We start from the raw sequence: 18,521 nt of genomic DNA, 5'->3' as shown, positions 1-18,521 counted from the left end.
CTCTCAACTCCATCTGTCAGAAATAAAACTATTGTTAAAATCATCGAAGTTCACGCGCTGCTTATCATAATAATCCGGATCAAATGTCATCATTCCTGTTACCATTAAATTAAGGAAGGAAATAAGTGATGGCATTAAATCAATTGTTGATTTTTCGGTTTGCTCCAATATAAAAGCATGGGTACAGTGTTTTTGAATCGGCGCCAGCTTGGAATCAGTTATGGCAAGCACAGTTACTCCCTGATTATGAAGGGCTTCCGCGATATGAATCGGTTCTTTAAAGTAGCGGTGTAAGGAAATAACGATGACGACAGAGTCCTCATCTATTTCCTGCATTGTCCGAATAAGCTCCGGTGTATCTGTTTGAATAATTGATACATTTGGCCTCAGGATATTTAATGTAAAATGGAGCCACTGGACAGGGAACTGTGATGCACCGGCTCCGATAATATATATTTTTTTTGCTTGATGTAATTGATGAGTGGCTTTATAGAATAATTCTTTATCTATTTGTTTAGCAATTCTGTCAATTTGCGCTATATCTTTTTCCATTGCTTTCTCAATCAGATGGTGATCATTAAACAGCTTCCTTTTAGCTGAAAAATAATTCCCCAGTGTACTGACACTATTTTGGTTAAAAACAAATAAGGTGATTTTCTTTTGCAGCTGCGCGTAGCCCTCAAGCCCAAGTGCATAACAGAAGCGAATAACTGTTGTTTCACTTGTGTCGGCCTTCTTTCCAACCTCAGCTGCGGAATGTGTACCAACAAAGGTTGGATTATTTAATACGAAATTCGCTACCTTTTGCTGTTTTTTTGATAAGGTATTAAAATGCATTTCAATTAATTCTTTAATTGGTTGGTCATTTTCCAAAAAGAAGTCCCTCCTTCATTTTTAAGAAAAAGAAGTTTAAACTTTTTAAAACTTTAACATAAATATAGAGGGATAACAAGTAATTTTCAGAAAAAATAATATAGAGTTATTATTATGACAGCGTATCCAGATGCTGATGAATTATGAGGAAAAGGGCAAATTCAGGTTAGTAGAAGTTTTATTTTTAATAAAGATGTATTTTTTCAAGGTTAATTAATATTTATTACATGATGGGTAAGGTTAGACAGAAGTCAGATTCATTTTAATTCTAGGAGTGAAGTGTTTAATCTTTCCGTTTTTCGGTTAAAGGAACATAGTTATACCAGAAGATAGCAGACAAAAAAATAGAGGTGAAACTAATTTGAGTGAAACAACAGAATATATCGGTCTAATAACTGCACCTGGTTATCCAAAAGAAATAGGAGCAAGGCTGCAAAATGAATTGCCATCATTGCTGGATTATTATGTAAAAGAAGAAGTAGAATGGAAAATTGATTATATAGAAGATCCCTTGCTCGGCGGGGGAGCAAATTCTAAAGAAATACTGGAGGCAACAAAGGAAAAGAAAGAGGAGAAGGAATGGGATTATGCGGTCTGTCTGACGGACATTCCATTGTTTATAGAAAATCGAATGATTGTGGCTGAGGCAAATGAGGATGAAAATATAGCGCTGATTAGCATGCCCAGCTTTGGCTCTACCTTTATGATCAGGCGTTTGCGGGAATCTATCATGCAGCTCGTTAATGAAATGTACTATGGGAGCTCAGAGGAGAGCCGGGAGCGTTCTGCATTGCGTATTGAGTCAAAGAGAAGCAAGCATAAAGGGATTGATGTGGATGATTCGAAAAATCTAATGACGAGCAGATTTCTTGGCTGGCTGTCTCCGCTTAAGCGTGAAACACCAAATGATGGGGAAGAGGAATACCTGGATGTGCGTTTTACAGTCGGACGCAGAGGAAGTATTTCTATCCGTTTATTGGCTGGAATGGTACGAGCCAATCGGCCCTGGTCTCTGTTTCCGTCGTTTATGAAAATCCTGATCATTGCTTTTGCTACGGGTTCTTATGCACTTGTTTTTCCAACCCTGTGGCTATTAAGCGAGCATTATACGATTTTCAGAATGTGTTTGCTTACTGTCTTTTCTATATTGGCGATGACAGTATGGATTATTTTGATTCATCGGTTATGGGAGAGGAAGCGGGATCAGAATATCAGCTATGTGCGAAGGCTGTATAATGCGACGACATTTTTTACTTTATTGATTACGGTGTGTATTTACTATGTCATGCTGTTTGGTTTATTCCTTGTCGGTGTATTTGTTTTTATTCCAATGGGGATGCTGGAGGATCAGCTTACGGGGACCCCAGGGCTAAGTAATTATTTCTATATTGCCTGGATTGCTGCCAGTGTGGCTACAGTTATTGGTGCGCTGGGTACAGCGTTAGAGGATGAAGATGTTGTGCTGAATGCGACTTATGGCTATCGGCAGCGTCAGCGCCAGGAGCGGTTGAAAAAGGAAAGGGAGAAGGAAGAGGAGGAGAATAAGGAGAAAGAATCATTTACCAACTAACATAAAAAGGAAGAACAGCTTTTCTGTCATGCTGTTCTTCTATTTCTTTCTAATAATTGACCTCCTGCATAATAATGGAGCACATCAGCAGTGCAAATTTATTATGCAGGAGGTTCTTTGGTTTAAATAAGGAGGATACAGGGCTCCTCCTAAGCGCTGCTTGTTAATTAATTTTTATTTCTTCAGCTGTTCCATCTTCCACTCACTAAACTTTCTGAGAATAATATCAAAAACAATATAGAACGGCAGAAAGCTCGAGTTGTCCACTTTATTATACAGATAAAATGGTGTGCTGTTTACATAGATATTAAACATTGCGTTTTGAGCAAGTAAATTATTACGCAATGTTGTTACGCTGATATATTTAATATTTCTTGTTTTAATCATATGAATGATTTCATCCAGGTTTTTCGATTCTCCAGATAAAGAAATAATAAATAACAGATCGTCCTTATCAATTTCCCCAAGTCCATCTGTAAAGTCCCGCTCACTTCGCATTACCTGGGATTTCTTATGGAGCGACCATAATTGCCTCTGTACATCATTGGCTAAATCCAGCTGTGCCGTTCCTGTGCCGTAAATATAGATATAAGGAGCGCGATCAATCAGCTGATTTAGCTGGTAAAAGTCCAGCTGCTCCATGTACTTCATTGTCTGCTGTATATCCTGGTTGAGCAGCTCCATTAAATCCTGAGTTGTCTCTTCGGTGAAACTATTTAATTTAATATAAGATTTTAAATCGCTATAGCCATCTAAACCTATCTTTCTGGTAAGGCGATGGATGGAAGAGATGGAAGTATGAGCATAGTTAGCCAGATCCTGAATTTTCATCGTCTTCATTTCATCAATATGTTCATGAATCGTTTTAATAATATGTAAGTCGTTCTCATTTAAATCATCAAAGTATTGGTTTACCAGTTTATCTAAAATCATCTCGTTCACCCCTTCTGCTGAAAATATTTTCGTTCTATGAAAATATAATCTAATGTTACTATGCTATTTCTAAACACGTCAAACCTATTGGAATTTGTAAGCGCTGCCTATATATTGGAATTACAGATTAAGACGAAGGAGTTTTTGTTTATGAATGCAATTAAGCGGTTTGGCAGTGCGATGATTGTTCCTGTTCTTTTATTTGCGTTCTTTGGTATTGTTGTCGGACTTGCAACTTTATTTAAAAATCCGGCTATCATGGGGAGCATCGCTGAAGAGGGTACGATGTGGTATAACATCTGGTCGATTATTGAAAGTGGAGGATGGACAATTTTTGATCATATGGAGCTGGCTTTTGTTATTGGGCTGCCCATTTCACTTGCTAAGAAAGCGCAAGCACGTGCAACACTTGCGGCGTTGATGGTTTATCTGGTTTTTAACAATTATATCAATGCTATTTTAACCCTTTGGCCATCTACCTTTGGAGTAGATTTATCCCAGGGAGTTGAAAACTTAACAGGTGTAAAAGAGATTGCAGGTATCCCGACTTTGGATACAAATATTATTGGTGCTATTGCAATATCAGGCATTGTCATTTGGATTCACAATCATTTTTATGATAAAAAATTGCCTGAAATGCTGGGAATTTTCCAAGGCCTTGTATTCGTTACCATTATTGGCTTTTTTGTAATGATCCCTTTTGCTTTTCTTATTGCATTTGTATGGCCGTATGTGCAGCAGGGAATCGGCTCATTACAAGGATTCATTACACAGGCTGGTTATCTCGGTGTCTGGCTATTTCATTTCCTGGAACGAGTTTTAATTCCAACGGGTCTGCATCATTTTATCTATACACCGTTTGAATATGGACCGGCAGCTGTCAATGAAGGGTTAAAGCCATACTGGATTACCCATTTAAATGAATTTGCTAACTCAACAGCAGCCTTAAAGGATCTCTATCCATATGGATTCTTAATGCATGGAAACATTAAAATGTTTGGCTGTTTAGGTATTGCCCTCGCCATGTACTATTCAACACCTAAAGAAAACAGAAAGAAAGTACTTGCGTTAATATTGCCGGCTACATTAACAGCAGTATTTGCAGGCATTACCGAACCGCTTGAATTTACATTCTTATTTATTGCGCCATACCTATTTGTTATCCATGCGCTTCTTGGAGCGACAATGGTGACGATTATGAACATGTTTGGTGTCGTTGGCATGATGGGCTCCGGCTTTATTGAGATAGCTGCATTGAACTGGATTCCGCTCTCTTCCAATCATGGAGGAATTTATATAGTCCAAGCTATTATAGGGTTTATTTTTGTAGCATTGTACTTTGTCATATTCAGATGGCTTATTGTTAAATTCGATATTCCATTGCCAGGCCGTAAAAACGAGAAGGAGGTTAAATTATACACAAAACAGGATTATCAAAATGCGAAACATGATGGTAATCATGCAGAGGAAGCTCCTAAATATGATTCTGAGTATGAAGAGAAGGCGGTCTATTACTTAGAAGGACTTGGCGGCAAAGAAAATATTAAAGATGTTACAAACTGTGCAACACGACTGCGTGTGACAGTCAATGACCCTGATTTGGTCAAAGGAAATGATTACTTTACAAATAATCAAATGGCGCACGGAATAGCTCAAAGCGGTCAAAGTATACAGGTGATTGTTGGCCTGAGTGTACCGCAAGTAAGAGATTATTTTGAAGCGAAACTTTAAACATATATGAGGAGGAGTTTTATTATGAAAAAGTTTAACATTACCATTGCTGGAGGCGGAAGTACATTTACACCGGGAATTATTTTGATGCTGTTGGATTATCTGGATGAGTTCCCGATTGATACGATTAAACTCTATGATAATGATGGGGACAGACAAAAAACGATTGCAGATGCTTGTGAGATTTTATTAAAAGAACGTGCACCGGAAATAAGCTTACTGGCCAGCACAAATCCTGAAGAAGCATTTACTAACGTAGACTTTGTCATGGCACATATTCGTGTCGGCAAATATGCCATGCGTGAACAGGATGAGAAAATCCCATTGAAGCATGGGGTTGTAGGGCAGGAAACATGCGGTCCAGGCGGAATTGCTTATGGTATGCGTTCCATCCCGGGAGTGCTGGAATTGGTAGACTACATGGAAAAGTATTCCCCAGAAGCCTGGATGTTAAATTATTCTAACCCGGCAGCTATTGTTGCAGAGGCAACACGTAAATTAAGACCAAACTCTAAGATCTTAAATATTTGTGATATGCCAATTGGTATTGAAGAATTGATTGCGAAAAACTTAGGGTTATCATCACGTAAAGAGATGGAAGTAGATTACTATGGATTGAATCACTTTGGCTGGTGGACAGATATCCGTGACAAGCAAGGAAACAGCCTGATGTCCAAAGTGACAGAGCATGTGAGTCAGCATGGTTACGCAACGGATGGAACGTCTGAATTGGAACAGCAGGAGAGCTGGAACAGTACACTTAAAAAAGCAAAGGATGTTCAAGTGCTTGATCCTTCAACAGTACCAAACACGTATTTAAAATACTATCTGTATCCAGACTATGAAGTTGCTCATTCCAATAAAGAATATACACGTGCTAATGAAGTAATGGCAGGCCGTGAGAAATTTATTTTTGGTGAGTGCCGGGATATTATCGAGAAAGGTTCAGCGGAGGAAACAAAGCTGACCATCGATGAGCATGCTTCTTACATTGTTGACTTGGCAAAAGCGATTGCCTTTAATACAAAAGAACGTATGCTGATGATTGTAGAGAACAATGGGGCAATTATTAACTTTGACCCGACAGCAATGGTGGAGGTTCCTTGTATCGTCGGCAGCAAAGGGCCGGAAAAGCTGGTTGTAGGTGAAATACCGAGATTCCAAAAAAGCCTGATGGAACAGCAGGTTGGCGTGGAAAAATTAGTAGTAGAAGCGTTTGAAGAAGGCTCTTATCAAAAATTATGGCAGGCTATCACTTTATCTAAAACTGTGCCGAGTGCAAAAGTAGCAAAAGATATTTTAGATGACTTAATCGAGGTGAATAAAGCATTCTGGCCGGAGCTGAAATAGATTTTTTAAACAGTGCAATATGGGTGAAACTGCTCATATTGCACTGTTTGTTTGATTTCCAGATATACCTTTAAATGAAGCTGTGCGTCTCTTACCTTTTTAACCAGTTTCCGGGATATAAAAATGAATCAGGCAGCATATATTCCATAATATAGCAATCTTGACATCCCAATCCAACATGCTATGCTTCTCATTAGAGACAGACATTAAAAAGAGAGTTACTAAGGGGGATTTTGTAATTGGGAAAGAAAGTCTATGAAACATCGCCTAAGAAAAATAGATTCAGTAAAAAGAAAATCCTGCTCAGCATATTTGGATTTATTGTTATTCTTGGACTTGCTGCGTTTTTGTTTGTAAACGGGTACATAAATAAATCCCTTCCGATAACAGAAGGAACAGTAGAGCTTTCTGTACTTGAGAATGAAGTTACGGTTATAACGGATGAAGACGGAGTACCGCATATTCAGGCGGATAATGCCCGGGATTTGTATATTGCGCAGGGATACATCCAGGCAGACCGGCGGATGTTTCAAATGGAGCTCTCGCGAAGACAGGCTTCGGGAATGTTGAGTGAAGTGATTGGCGAGGATGCTGTCAATCAGGATAAATATTTCCGGACACTCGGTTTAAGACGTGCTGCAGAGGAATCCTATGAGGTTTATTCTGAAGAATCCATAGAAGTTCTGGAGGACTTTGCTACAGGTGTAAATGCTTATATAGAGGAAGCGAAGGCAAATAACAGCTTACCAATTGAATTTAAATTAATGGGGTTTGAGCCGGAGGAATGGACGCCGGTGGATTCATTGACGATAGGAAAATTTATGGCATTTGATCTTGGCGGACATTGGGAACAGCAGGCCTTTAATTATTATCTGCTCAATGAATATGATGAGGAAAAAGCATATGAATTATTCCCGGCATACCCAGAAAACAGACCGGCAATTATTAAAGAGGAGGAGCTGGATATTGCGGCAAGCTTTGAGGATGCAATTATTCCTCATCCTTTTAATGGCAGTAATAACTGGGTTGTCAGTGGTGATAAAACAGCGTCAGGGATGCCTCTTTTGGCAGATGATCCGCATCTTGGACTGGCTACTCCATCCATTTGGCTGCAAATGCATTTGGAATCAGAGGATGGGCTGAATGTGAGCGGGGTTATTTTCGCCGGTGTGCCTGGGATTATTCTTGGTCATAATGATCAGATAGCATGGGGCGTAACCAATACGGGTCCAGATGTACAGCAATTATATATTGAGAAGCGGAATCCGGATAATGCTAATGAGTTTTTATATGAGGATGAGTGGGAAGAGGCTGCAATCATTGAGGAGCCGATTAAAGTAAAGGATGGAGAAACGATTCATTATGAAGTGACAGAAACGCGCCATGGACCTGTTATTTCAGAGTTTGCTGAAGATACCGGGAAAGAGACGGTACTTTCTTTAAGATGGACAGCGCTTGATGCGAGTACGGAATTAGAGGCAATTATGGAGATGAATCGTGCAGCTGATTGGGAGGAATTTGAAGAAGGTCTGGAGAAGTTTCTAGTTCCGGCACAAAATTTCGTGTTTGCATCTCAGGATGGAACCATTGCCTATAAAGCAAATGGTAAAATCCCGATTTATGAGGATGGAAAAGATGCTCTATTACCGTTAAACGGCTGGGAAGCAGAGAATGATTGGCAGGATTTTATCCCATTTGATGAGCTTCCTGCTGTTGTGAACCCGGAGAAAGGCTTCATTGCAACTGCCAATAACAAAATTGCGCCGGATAGCTACTCTTATCATATCAGCAATGTGTGGGCGCAGCCATATCGCTATGAACGGATTGAGGAAGTGCTGGAATCCGGAGATAATTTTACAGTGGAAGATATGCAGAATCTGCAAATGGATCAGACGGATTTAAGAGCACGGGAATTTGTTCCTTTCTTTCAGGAAACTTTGAATGATGCGGAATTGACAGAACAGGAACAAGAAGCTCTAAAGCTGCTGGCAGATTGGAACTTTACAGCAGATAAAGATAAGCCGCAGCCGCTGATTTTTGAGCATTGGATGCAGGAGATTCAAAATGAAATCTATGAAGGGAAAATCCCTGATACGATGAGAAGCTTATTTTCAACAGAGTCCCAATCGATAGATAATATGCTGCGATTGGCTAGAGATGGAGAGCAGTCGATCTGGCTGGGTGAAAATGGCGGGGTAGAAAATGTATTGCATGGATCTTTGCAAGCAGCCTTAGAAAAGCTGGCAGAAGATTATGGAGAGGATATGGCGGCCTGGACATGGGGCGACTACCATCAGGTTGAATTCAATCATCCATTATCAGGAGTCAGCCCATTTTTAGCATTTTTCTTTAATAATGAAGATGCTATACCAGTTGGAGGAAGTAGTGTGACACCAATGGCTGCCAGTTATAATTCCAAAACAGGTGTAGTAGATCACGGCGCTTCCTGGCGCTTTGTGATAGATGCCGGAGATATGAATGCAGGATATCATATTGTCGGGCCTGGGCAGGACGGACATTTCAGAAGTGAGTGGTATCATGACCAGATGAGTGATTGGGTTGATGGGAATTATCATGAAACGAGGATGGATAATGCGGAAGGTTTGGAATTGAAGCTGATGCCGCAGAAATGAATAGATGAGGATGAAAAATAATGGTTTTCCGCATGCAGTTTAAGGCGGGAGTCATTATTTTTTATTTTCAGATATAGACCAAAAAACGTTTGTGGTTTTTAATAACTTGTTTATTAGATAACGGTATAGTTATAATGGCTCGATTTATAAAAATGATGAAATAAATTACATGCTTTGTAGTATAATTGTATCAGGTCATTAGTTTCAGTTTATGAACTGATATAAATAATTACCCTATGCTTTTATAGGGAGAAAGGAGAGAAGAATGGAGATTTGGCCAATATTTTTGCTCGTGGCAGGTCTGGTGGCATTTCTTGTTTATTTATTCGTAGTGGTCAACAGGTTATTTTTTATAAAAAAAGAAGCAATTACATTTGGTACAGCAAGTTTATTATTCATTAGTTTTATTTTGGTAGCGAGCAGTTTTTATATGGTTTTGACAGAGAAAAATGGCGTTTTTCCAATTGAGAACATGGTTTTGTCTAAAACGGAGCAACTGGATGCAGATGGGGGAAAGATACAGGAGCTGACAAGTGGTAACAATAAAATGAAAGCGGATTCGTTAGAGGCGTGTCTGCAAAGTGAAAGAACAGATATGCTTTTTGAAGAATCCCCTTTCCAAATAATAGATGTTTCTTTGTTAGAAGAATTGGAAGATCAGAAAGGTAGCCTATTTACAGAATCAAATATATTAGCCAGGTTTTCTTTAGGGGAGGACGATTTTATCATAATGGAAAGCTTCGAAGGATTTCCTGCGGAACAATCCGAGCTTGATATGCTGGATAAAGATGCTCTTAAGTCTTGTTTATCTGAAGCTGATGAAATGGAATAGTTATCGAGGATTACATATCAGAATGATCTGTATATGCATTCTGATATGTAATCTCAATTATTCCTCTGAAACAACCAGCTCCGTCTCCACCTCATCAAATTGCTTGATAACCTCTTGATCCACCTTTTGATCTGTTACAACATAATCAATCTCATCCAGCCCGGCAATATTCACCGTAACATTCTTTCCAAATTTGGAGCTGTCCGCAGCAACATAGACCTCATGGGAAAGCGCAACAATCTTTTTGCGGGCAAGGGCCTCCTCCACGTTATAATCCGAAATCCCCTTATCCATCGTAATTCCGCTTGCACAGATAAAGGCTTTCTGGATGTTTAATTGATGAAAGTTAAATAAGTAATCATAGGTTACAACAGATCGCTCCTTTTTTCTGACCTTTCCGCCTATTACAATGAGTTCAATAGCACTGTTCATTAATTCCAGGATGACAGGAACAGAGTTTGTAATGACTGTCAGATTCCTTTTTTCCTTAATATATTTTGCAATTTGATAAGTCGTCGAGCCACTGTCTAAATAAATGCAGTCCCCATCCTCAATAAATGCATCACATTTTTTTGCAATGGCAGTTTTCTCGTCCAAATGGGTGATCATCCGCTCTTCCATGGATGCTTCGCCAAACTTAGGCTCGACCAATTTAATGCCTCCATATATCTTTTTAAGTTTTCCTTGTTCAGCAAGAGCATTTATATCTCTGCGCAGTGTGTCTATTGAGATACCTAATTCTTCCCGAAGCTCTGGCATCTTCATCACTTTTTTAATCGTTAATAAATCAATCATTTTCTTCTGTCTCTCAACTGGAAGCATTTTATCCTCCTCATATAACGTTTTGATTGGATTATTCTTTATACCAAGTTTACGGGCAATTTGCAGTATAATCAATCTATTTACATAAAATTTAGAATGAATCATGCATAAATGCAAGTATATAAAATTATATTTTATGCATAAGTTATGCTTAATATATTCATAATTTACATATTCTTAACACGATAAGTGATTTATCTTAATATTCGTTTTATATGATGGAGGTAATTCAGGAGGAGGTGGTCAGTTTGTTGGAGCTACAAAATATTAGTAAACAATTCGACCAGAAAGTTGTTTTAGAAAATATTGATCTTAAGATTAACAGCGGTGAAATTGTATCGCTACTTGGACCCAGCGGAAGCGGGAAGACAACCTTATTGAATATTATCTTGGGACTGACCAGGATTGACCAGGGAAAAGTTATCTTTAATAACGAGGATTTGAGTAATGTAGATATGAAAAATCGTGGATTTAATATAGTATTTCAAGATTATGCGCTGTTTCCCCATTTAAATGCATATGAAAATATTGTTTATGGACTGCGAAATAAAAAAGATACTGCATCGGCAGAGGAAGTCAGGGAATATATTGAATTTCTGGAGCTAAAGCCGCATTTGAAAAAGAGAATTGGAGAGTTGTCAGGCGGACAGAAGCAGCGGGTTGCCTTGGCTAGAACTTTAGTTACGAAACCAAAGCTGCTGCTTTTGGATGAACCTTTAAGTGCGTTAGACGGTGTGATTAAGGAATCGATAAAAGAAAGAATTAAGTCGATTGCCAAGGAGTTTAACCTGACAACGATTATTGTGACACATGACCCGGAGGAAGCTTTAACCATATCGGATAAAATCTTGATTATTAATCAGGGAAATATTTCGCAGTTTGGCACACCATTTGAAATTATTAATCAGCCAAAAAATGATTTTGTAAAGGAATTTATTTTAAGACAGCTGCAGATTAAACGGCAAAATATCTATAATTTATTTGGTGAAAAATATGCGTAATGCAAAACCGGAAATGCGGGTTATCTTTATCATTATCTTAATACTGTTTTTTGCCTTTCTGATAGCTCCGCTGCTTGTCTTATTTTTCCGCTCATTTGTCACCGACGATGGAGGAGCAGGGTTTTCAAATTATATGGAAGCTTTGTCAAATAACACATTAATCAGTGCAATAGGCAATAGCATCAAGGTTTCAGGGGCTACAGCCATTATTACTACGATGCTGGCATTTACTTTAGCATATGCCGTCAATTTTACAAGAATTTATCAGCCTTTAAAAAGTGCTGTGAAAGTTGGAATTCTCATCCCGATGCTGATTCCCACAATTACTTACGGGTTTGCAATTATGTACACCTTTGGAAATCAGGGATTATTGACAAAGCTTTTTGGGAGAAATTTATTTGAAATCTATGGATTTAACGGACTGCTGATTGGATATGTTATCTATACGTTGCCGGCAGCGTTCCTGCTAATCCATAATTCTTTCAAATATATTGATAAGAAATTTATCATTGTGTCTAAGCTGATGGGGGACAGGACATTAAGGAGTTTTCTGAACACCGTTGTCCGTCCATTATTAGGAGCTTTGGGAGGAGCATTTGTTTTATCCTTTATCCTCAGCTTCACAGATTTTGGGATACCAGCATCCGTAGGCGGGACATATGACGTTGTTGCAACGCAGCTTTATCAGGCAATGCTTGGTTCGATTCCGGACTTCAGTCAGGGTGCTGTGATTGCTGTAATGATGTTATTTCCGGCAGTCGCAGGTGTTATTCTATTGAACTATCTCGAAAGATTTAATTTTCATTATGATAAGTTCAGTGAAACAGAACTGACACCAAGTAAATTCAGAGACAGTTTTTTTGGAGTTACCTCTGCTGTTGTTCTGCTGGCAATGCTTTCTGTGTTTGTGGTAATGTTCATTGCGCCATTTGTGACGGCTTTCCCTTACGATTTAAGCTTTACATGGCAGCATATTACAGGTATCTTCCAATCGAATGATCTGGTATCGGTTTACAGAAATTCACTTATTGTGGCGGTATTAACTGCTGTGTTAGGAACGATTATTACGTACGGATCAGCGCTTCTTAATGCACGTACACCGATAAAAGGGAAACAAACTGTAGATATTTTTTCGATGATTACCAATACAGTTCCTGGTATGGTGCTGGGATTATCCTATCTACTGCTTTTTAATGACAGCAGTTTAAAGGGAACCTTTATCATTATTGTTTTATGTAATATCATGCATTACTTTACAACACCATATTTAATGGCAAAAAATGCTTTAACAAAGATGAATCCGGACTGGGAAACTTCAGGGGAATTACTGGGGGATAACTGGATTAAAACGGTCTATCGTGTTATTTTACCGAACTCTGTATCTACGGTTTTAGAGATGTTCAGCTACTATTTCATCAATGCGATGGTAACAATCAGCGGCGTTATCTTCCTGGTATCTGCCCAGACCACTGTTGTAGCAAGCAAAATTAATGAACTGCAGCATTTTGCAAAGTTCAATGAAATATTTGTTTTGTCCGTACTGATTTTCTTAACCAATTTATTGGTCAGAGCTGTGTGTGATGCTCTTCAGAAAAGAGCTGCAATCTATAAAAAGTGAGGGAAAAACATGTTGAAATCAATGAAAAAGTCAATCATAGGAGCAGGAATTGGTTTAGCGTTTGTCTTAGCAGGATGCGGTACTCAAAGCAGTGATGATGTCGTCATTTATACCAATGCAGATGAAGAAGCAACGTCAGCAATGGAGGCTGCATTAGATGATGCAGGCTATGAAGGGGAATATATTTTGCAGTCTCAGGGGACATCTGAATTAGGAGGTAAACTGCTGGCAGAAGGAGACAAAATTGAAGCAGATGTAGTAACCATGAGCTCTTATTTCCTGGACAGTGCCCAGGAACAGAATGATATGTTTGAAGATTTAACTTATGAAACAAGTGCACTCGAAGAACATCCTCCATATTATACCCCGATTTTGGGAAATACAGGTGCCATTTTTGTAAATACCGAGGTACTGAAGCAGCATGGATTAGCAACTCCAGAAAGCATTGCTGACTTAGCAAAGCCTGAATACGAAGGACTTGTATCGATTCCAAATATTGATGATTCTTCGACAGCATGGCTGATGGTACAGGCAGTAATCAGTGAGTATGGAGAAGAAGAAGGGAAAGAAATTTTCCAAAAGCTAATCGCGAATGTAGGACCGCATCTGGAGAGCTCTGGTTCCGGTCCAATCAGCAAGGTGCAGGCCGGAGAAGCGGCTGCCGGTTTCGGGCTTAGGCATCAGGCAGTTGTAGCAAAAGAATCAGGAGCACCAATTGCCTTTGTTGATCCGACAGAAGGGAACTTCTCACTAATGGAAGCAGTAGCAGTAGTGAAAAAGGATAATGATGAAAAAACGCAGAAGGCAATGGATATGGCAGAGGTTATCTCGACAGACGCAAGAGAAGAGCTGTTAACCTACTATCCTGTCGCTCTTTATGAAGGAGAAACAGTTGACGAGGCACATAAACCCGCACATTCCAAAACATTTGAACAGCCGCTAGATGTAGAGTTATTGGAACAGCACCAGGAATTCTTTCATTCAGCAAAATAAGTGGCAGGATGAGGCTATTAAAATGTTTTTATCGGAATCTTTAAACCTTCCTATTTTATAAAAAGGAGCGATATATTTTGGAACAATATAAACTATTAACACCAGGTCCATTAACAACAACGGCCGCAGTGAAGGAGGAAATGCTCTTTGATCGCTGTACATGGGATCAGGATTACAAGAAGATTACCCAGAAAATCCGGGCGCAGCTGCTTGATTTGGCGAAAGCTTCCCCAGAGGATTATACAGCTGTACTGATGCAGGGAAGCGGTACATTTACTGTTGAATCTGTCATGACAACTGCAATAAGTAAGAAGGAAAAAGCATTAATTATCACGAATGGTACCTATGGGGAACGAATTGTAGAAATGGCTGATTATATCGGTTTAAATTATAAGCATTACAGTGTGGCATATAATGCTTATCCTGATGAATTGGAATTAAGGTATATTTTAGAAAATGATTCTGCGATTACCCACCTGGTAATGGTGCATTGTGAAACAACAACAGGTATATTGAACCCGGTTGAAATGATTTCCCGACTTGCTAAGGCCTATCAGAAGACACTGATTGTTGATGCAATGAGCAGTTTCGGCGGTGTAGAAATGGATATTCCAGATCTGGGCATCGATTATTTAATCAGTAGTGCGAATAAATGCATCCAGGGGGTGCCGGGCTTCGGTTTTGTCATTGCAAGGCTGAACAAACTGCAGGCTTGTGAGGGAAATGCAAGCAGTCTTTCCTTAGATTTATATGATCAGTGGAAGACAATGAATAAGGATGGGAAATGGCGTTATACTTCGCCGACTCATGTGGTAGCAGCATTTTCTAAAGCAATTGATGAATTAATTGCAGAAGGAGGGATTCCGGCAAGATTTCAGCGTTATCAGCGTAATAATCAGCTGCTGCGGGAGGGCTTGGAAAAGCTGGGATTCCGAGCTTATATAACGAATAAGAGACAGTCGCCGATTATTACGACATTCCTGTTCCCGGAAGACACGTTTGTATTTGAAGATTTTTATCATTATGTGAAGGAAAGAGGCTTTGTTCTTTACCCAGGCAAGCTGACAGAAATCGATACGTTCCGGATCGGCAATATTGGAGAAGTCTATGAAGAAGATATAGAAAGATTATGCAATGTAATCCAAGAATATATAGGAGTGGTGGTTAAATGAGTAAAGTAGAAGGCGTCATCTTTGATTGGGCAGGAACAACAGTTGATTTTGGCTGTTTCGCCCCGGTAAATGCATTTGTTACGGTATTTAAAAAGGCAGGAATAGAAGTAACTATTGAAGAAGCAAGAGAGCCGATGGGACTGACGAAGATTGATCATATCCGGACAATGCTGTCTATGCCGAGAATTTCAGCTTTATGGAAAAAGGAATATGGACGAGAGTTTACGGAGCAGGATGTAGAGAACTTAAATGCTGATTTTGAAACTGCTCTCCTGGAAACATTGGCAGCATATACAGATCCAAAGCCAGAGGTATTGGAAACGATAGAGCAGTTAAGGAAGCAAGGCTTGAAAATTGGCTCCAGCTCAGGCTATACGCAAAAGATGATGGAAGTGGTTGTTCCAGAAGCGGAGAAAAAAGGATATCGGCCGGACTTTTATATTACCGCTGACGGAACAAGTGGATTGGGACGAGCATATCCATATATGATTTATCGGAATATGGAAGCTTTGAAACTCACAGCTGCCCGCTATGTGGTTAAGATTGGAGATACTGTTCCAGATATAGATGAAGCACTAAACGCAGAAGTCTGGTCTGTAGCGGTCGTTATCGGCAGCTCGGAAATGGGATTAAGTGAAGAAGAATTTCATGCGTTATCAGAACCAGAGCAGGAGGAATTGATTAGTGGAATAGAGAGGACTTTTATAGAGCATGGAGCTGATTTTACGATCCGGACTCTTGGGGAGCTGCCTGGAATTATTGAGGAAATTGACCAGCGGCTTGAGAAATAAGTACATTCTTTTTTTGCAAAATAATGTATTTGTATTTTATGATGAAAATAGCTGTGCTGTACTTTTTACAAAGTATCAGGTACAGCTATTTATTTGTTTTAAGCATCAGCCTTTTAAAACACATCTTTATCAACCTGTACTTGATTGCGGCCGCTCTCTTTAGCGATATACAACGCTTTATCAGCTCTATTCAGGAGTTCTTCCAGCGTGAATTCTCCAGCCGGCAGGTTAGTTCCCGCTACTCCCATACTGATGGTAATAGTGATAGACCCGTCTTCAATGGAAAATAGATGTACTTCTATTTTTTTTCGAATCATTTCAGCTAATTGCAGTCCTTCTTCCACACTTCTTCCAGGCAGAGCGAGTATAAATTCTTCTCCGCCATAACGGGCAAAAATACATTGTGCAGGTGTTATTTCCTGAATCCGCCGGCTTAGTTCACTTAAAACCAAATCGCCGCTATAGTGACCATACGTATCATTAACATATTTAAAATAATCAATATCAAAGAGAATCACCGTAAACTGCTTTTTCTCTTCCATGAAAGCGGATTTCGTATACTTGAAAAATGCTCTGCGGTTAAATATATTTGTTAATTCATCATAGTAAGCGAAATACTCCAATTGATTTTGCAGCTTTTTCATCTCTGTAATATCTGTGAAGATAAGCAAACTTCCACTATTTTTCTGAGAGATAGATAGGTTAGATATGCGTAAATGAAAAACATAGTTTTTTTGATGAAGTGTTTGCGTCATTTCCACAGTAAGCGGAGCGCTGGAAAGATCATATGAAAAATCTGTATCTGTAAGTCCTTTCCAAAAAGAATAAAAGTCCTGTCCATACATGTTTTTATGAATATCCGTAAACAAGTGTTTAGCAGCCTGATTAAATTCGATTAACCGCTGGGAGTCATCCAGAACAATAACAGCATCTGCTATTCTTTGGAAAATAACATCTTTGGCAACGGGGACAAGGGTAAACATAGAAGAACTGTTGATTGCCCAGAAATATAGTATGGATGTCAGCCATAAATATAGTGGAACGGAGTCAATTCCTGCAGGAGACAGCCCAGTTAAATAGAAAAAAGCAAGCAAAATCGGTATACATTGACCAAATGCTAAAATAATAATTTGTTTACGGTAAATCGGAGCTGCAGACCGAAGCTGTAATAGAGTCAGACAAAGCGCCGTGAACATACAGGCAAAGATGAACATGCCATGTATGATATACCATGGACCAATAACCAGCTCAATATAGGGTGCGCCTAAGACAGGGTGGGTATCTATTGAACGGTAATGAAGATGATGAAAATCGTTGGTAGCTACCATCGCAACTGTAACAGCCGGGATAGTAAGTAAAAGACTTGTCCGCTTAAAAGCCTTCTCCATTCCAAAATAGCGCAGAATAAATAGAAGTCCGAGTAATGGGGCAAAAGCAATCCCGATATATTGAATAACGGTCCATATTTTTATTTGTTCAAGGCTTGTTGCAAGCAGACCAAATGCAGCTGCGAAGCAATAAACTGTCACCGTGCCGGTATAAAGAATAAATATGGGAGCGATGCGTTTGTAATAATGTCTTCGGACGTAGGAGAATATAGCCAGATATAAATTAAAAACACCTGAAGCTGACATAATAGCGATATAAGCTGTGACTGTTGCTCCCATAGGCTTCCCCCGTTTTTGCTTTTATTTATCGCAGTGTAACTGGCTGGGACTGGGACTGCGATTACTCGTCCCACCGGAAACATTTACGATTACTCGCCCCATCGAAGAGCTTTTGTAAGACTCCCACTTCAAGAAATGGAGGAAACATGTTATTTCTAAGTGGGAGATCCAACAGCCAGTAACAGCCCGATTGGTTCAACTAACCCTCAGTGGAGGATGAAAGAAAACCCTACTGAGGGAAGTTTCACTTTATATAATGTAGCATAAATGTGCGGAAAGGAGGAGGATTTTATATTCGTTTATGGAGAATATTTCGGAAAATATCAGATAGTATTACCTATTTTTTCTAAGGAATGTTAAATACGCTTTAGTTTCTCGTGGCAATTATGTAAAAAATTTAGAGTTTTTTCAATCCTATTTACAATTAATAGGCATTAAGCTACACTATAGAAGATAATTAAAATTTCTATAATTTAAAATTTTTACATAAAAATAGTATGCAGAAAGGATCGAATTAGAAGTAGCTAGTTGAAGT

At 39.1% G+C, this 18,521-nt stretch carries 14 protein-coding genes; 10 read left to right on the top strand and 4 right to left on the bottom strand.

All coding sequences use genetic code 11. The features are described from left to right. Window positions 1–3: 3 nt before the first annotated feature. A complete protein-coding gene (locus OSO01_RS15495; protein ID WP_246145185.1) occupies window positions 4–873 on the bottom strand; it encodes a MurR/RpiR family transcriptional regulator in 870 nt (289 codons plus the stop codon). A 361-nt stretch (window positions 874–1,234) separates the two neighbouring features. Here OSO01_RS15495 and OSO01_RS15490 point away from each other — a divergent pair, with 361 nt between their 5' ends. Further along, window positions 1,235–2,443: a CDP-diacylglycerol diphosphatase gene (locus tag OSO01_RS15490; RefSeq protein WP_147211378.1), complete on the top strand. Its 1,209-nt coding sequence runs from the start codon at window positions 1,235–1,237 to the stop codon at window positions 2,441–2,443. 174 nt (window positions 2,444–2,617) lie between these two features. Here OSO01_RS15490 and OSO01_RS15485 read toward each other — a convergent pair whose 3' ends face one another. Then, window positions 2,618–3,376 (bottom strand): MurR/RpiR family transcriptional regulator, encoded by a 759-nt coding sequence (locus OSO01_RS15485; RefSeq protein WP_147211377.1) that lies wholly within the window; start codon window positions 3,374–3,376, stop codon window positions 2,618–2,620. A gap of 150 nt (window positions 3,377–3,526) precedes the next feature. Here OSO01_RS15485 and OSO01_RS15480 point away from each other — a divergent pair, with 150 nt between their 5' ends. From OSO01_RS15480 to OSO01_RS15465, 4 genes are all read left to right on the top strand, one after another. After that, on the top strand, window positions 3,527–5,107 hold the full coding sequence (locus OSO01_RS15480) for an alpha-glucoside-specific PTS transporter subunit IIBC (RefSeq protein WP_147211376.1): 1,581 nt from the start codon (window positions 3,527–3,529) through the stop codon (window positions 5,105–5,107). Window positions 5,108–5,131: 24 nt separating this feature from the next. Further along, window positions 5,132–6,457 carry a 6-phospho-alpha-glucosidase gene (locus OSO01_RS15475; protein WP_147211375.1) on the top strand — a complete coding sequence of 442 codons (1,326 nt, stop codon included), beginning with the start codon at window positions 5,132–5,134 and terminating at the stop codon, window positions 6,455–6,457. Window positions 6,458–6,696: 239 nt separating this feature from the next. Continuing rightward, window positions 6,697–9,090: a penicillin acylase family protein gene (locus OSO01_RS15470; RefSeq protein ID WP_147211374.1), complete on the top strand. Its 2,394-nt coding sequence runs from the start codon at window positions 6,697–6,699 to the stop codon at window positions 9,088–9,090. Window positions 9,091–9,355: 265 nt separating this feature from the next. Continuing rightward, window positions 9,356–9,922 (top strand): hypothetical protein, encoded by a 567-nt coding sequence (locus OSO01_RS15465; protein ID WP_147211373.1) that lies wholly within the window; start codon window positions 9,356–9,358, stop codon window positions 9,920–9,922. Window positions 9,923–9,979: 57 nt separating this feature from the next. On the opposite strand, the gene OSO01_RS15460 is transcribed toward OSO01_RS15465, so the two are convergent. Beyond that, entirely contained in the window at window positions 9,980–10,744 is a 765-nt protein-coding gene (locus OSO01_RS15460; RefSeq protein WP_147211432.1) for a DeoR/GlpR family DNA-binding transcription regulator, read from the bottom strand. Between the two features lie 248 nt (window positions 10,745–10,992). Between OSO01_RS15460 and OSO01_RS15455 the strand changes: the two genes are divergently transcribed. From OSO01_RS15455 to phnX, 5 genes are all read left to right on the top strand, one after another. Further along, window positions 10,993–11,745 carry an ABC transporter ATP-binding protein gene (locus OSO01_RS15455; RefSeq protein ID WP_147211372.1) on the top strand — a complete coding sequence of 251 codons (753 nt, stop codon included), beginning with the start codon at window positions 10,993–10,995 and terminating at the stop codon, window positions 11,743–11,745. Then, entirely contained in the window at window positions 11,738–13,363 is a 1,626-nt protein-coding gene (locus tag OSO01_RS23570; RefSeq protein WP_222595739.1) for an ABC transporter permease subunit, read from the top strand. Before OSO01_RS15455 ends, OSO01_RS23570 begins: the two co-directional genes overlap by 8 nt. Before the next feature lie 9 nt (window positions 13,364–13,372). Beyond that, window positions 13,373–14,356 (top strand): extracellular solute-binding protein, encoded by a 984-nt coding sequence (locus tag OSO01_RS23565; RefSeq protein ID WP_222595738.1) that lies wholly within the window; start codon window positions 13,373–13,375, stop codon window positions 14,354–14,356. A gap of 77 nt (window positions 14,357–14,433) precedes the next feature. Further along, window positions 14,434–15,528: a 2-aminoethylphosphonate--pyruvate transaminase gene (gene phnW, locus OSO01_RS15445; protein WP_147211371.1), complete on the top strand. Its 1,095-nt coding sequence runs from the start codon at window positions 14,434–14,436 to the stop codon at window positions 15,526–15,528. Then, window positions 15,525–16,319, top strand: a complete 795-nt coding sequence (gene phnX, locus OSO01_RS15440) for a phosphonoacetaldehyde hydrolase (RefSeq protein WP_147211370.1) — start codon at window positions 15,525–15,527, stop codon at window positions 16,317–16,319. The genes phnW and phnX overlap by 4 nt, the downstream gene beginning before the upstream one ends. A gap of 113 nt (window positions 16,320–16,432) precedes the next feature. Here phnX and OSO01_RS15435 read toward each other — a convergent pair whose 3' ends face one another. Next, complete coding sequence (locus OSO01_RS15435; protein ID WP_147211369.1) at window positions 16,433–17,986, bottom strand: histidine kinase N-terminal 7TM domain-containing diguanylate cyclase; 1,554 nt, start codon at window positions 17,984–17,986, stop codon at window positions 16,433–16,435. Window positions 17,987–18,521 lie beyond the last annotated feature (535 nt).

This window comes from Oceanobacillus sojae (assembly GCF_007991515.1).
Taxonomy (GTDB): Bacteria; Bacillota; Bacilli; order Bacillales; family Amphibacillaceae; genus Oceanobacillus; species Oceanobacillus sojae.
Note: the sequence above shows the minus strand (reverse complement) of the source record. Positions and strands in the feature narration are given on the sequence as shown.

Coding starts and splice junctions, on each gene's coding strand:
- OSO01_RS15460 (WP_147211432.1), bottom strand. CDS start 10,744: ATGCTTCCAGTTGAGAGACAGAAGAAAATGATTGATTTATTAACGATT.
- OSO01_RS23565 (WP_222595738.1), top strand. CDS start 13,373: ATGTTGAAATCAATGAAAAAGTCAATCATAGGAGCAGGAATTGGTTTA.
- OSO01_RS15435 (WP_147211369.1), bottom strand. CDS start 17,986: ATGGGAGCAACAGTCACAGCTTATATCGCTATTATGTCAGCTTCAGGT.
- OSO01_RS15465 (WP_147211373.1), top strand. CDS start 9,356: ATGGAGATTTGGCCAATATTTTTGCTCGTGGCAGGTCTGGTGGCATTT.
- OSO01_RS15480 (WP_147211376.1), top strand. CDS start 3,527: ATGAATGCAATTAAGCGGTTTGGCAGTGCGATGATTGTTCCTGTTCTT.
- phnX (WP_147211370.1), top strand. CDS start 15,525: ATGAGTAAAGTAGAAGGCGTCATCTTTGATTGGGCAGGAACAACAGTT.
- OSO01_RS23570 (WP_222595739.1), top strand. CDS start 11,738: ATGCGTAATGCAAAACCGGAAATGCGGGTTATCTTTATCATTATCTTA.
- OSO01_RS15475 (WP_147211375.1), top strand. CDS start 5,132: ATGAAAAAGTTTAACATTACCATTGCTGGAGGCGGAAGTACATTTACA.
- OSO01_RS15485 (WP_147211377.1), bottom strand. CDS start 3,376: ATGATTTTAGATAAACTGGTAAACCAATACTTTGATGATTTAAATGAG.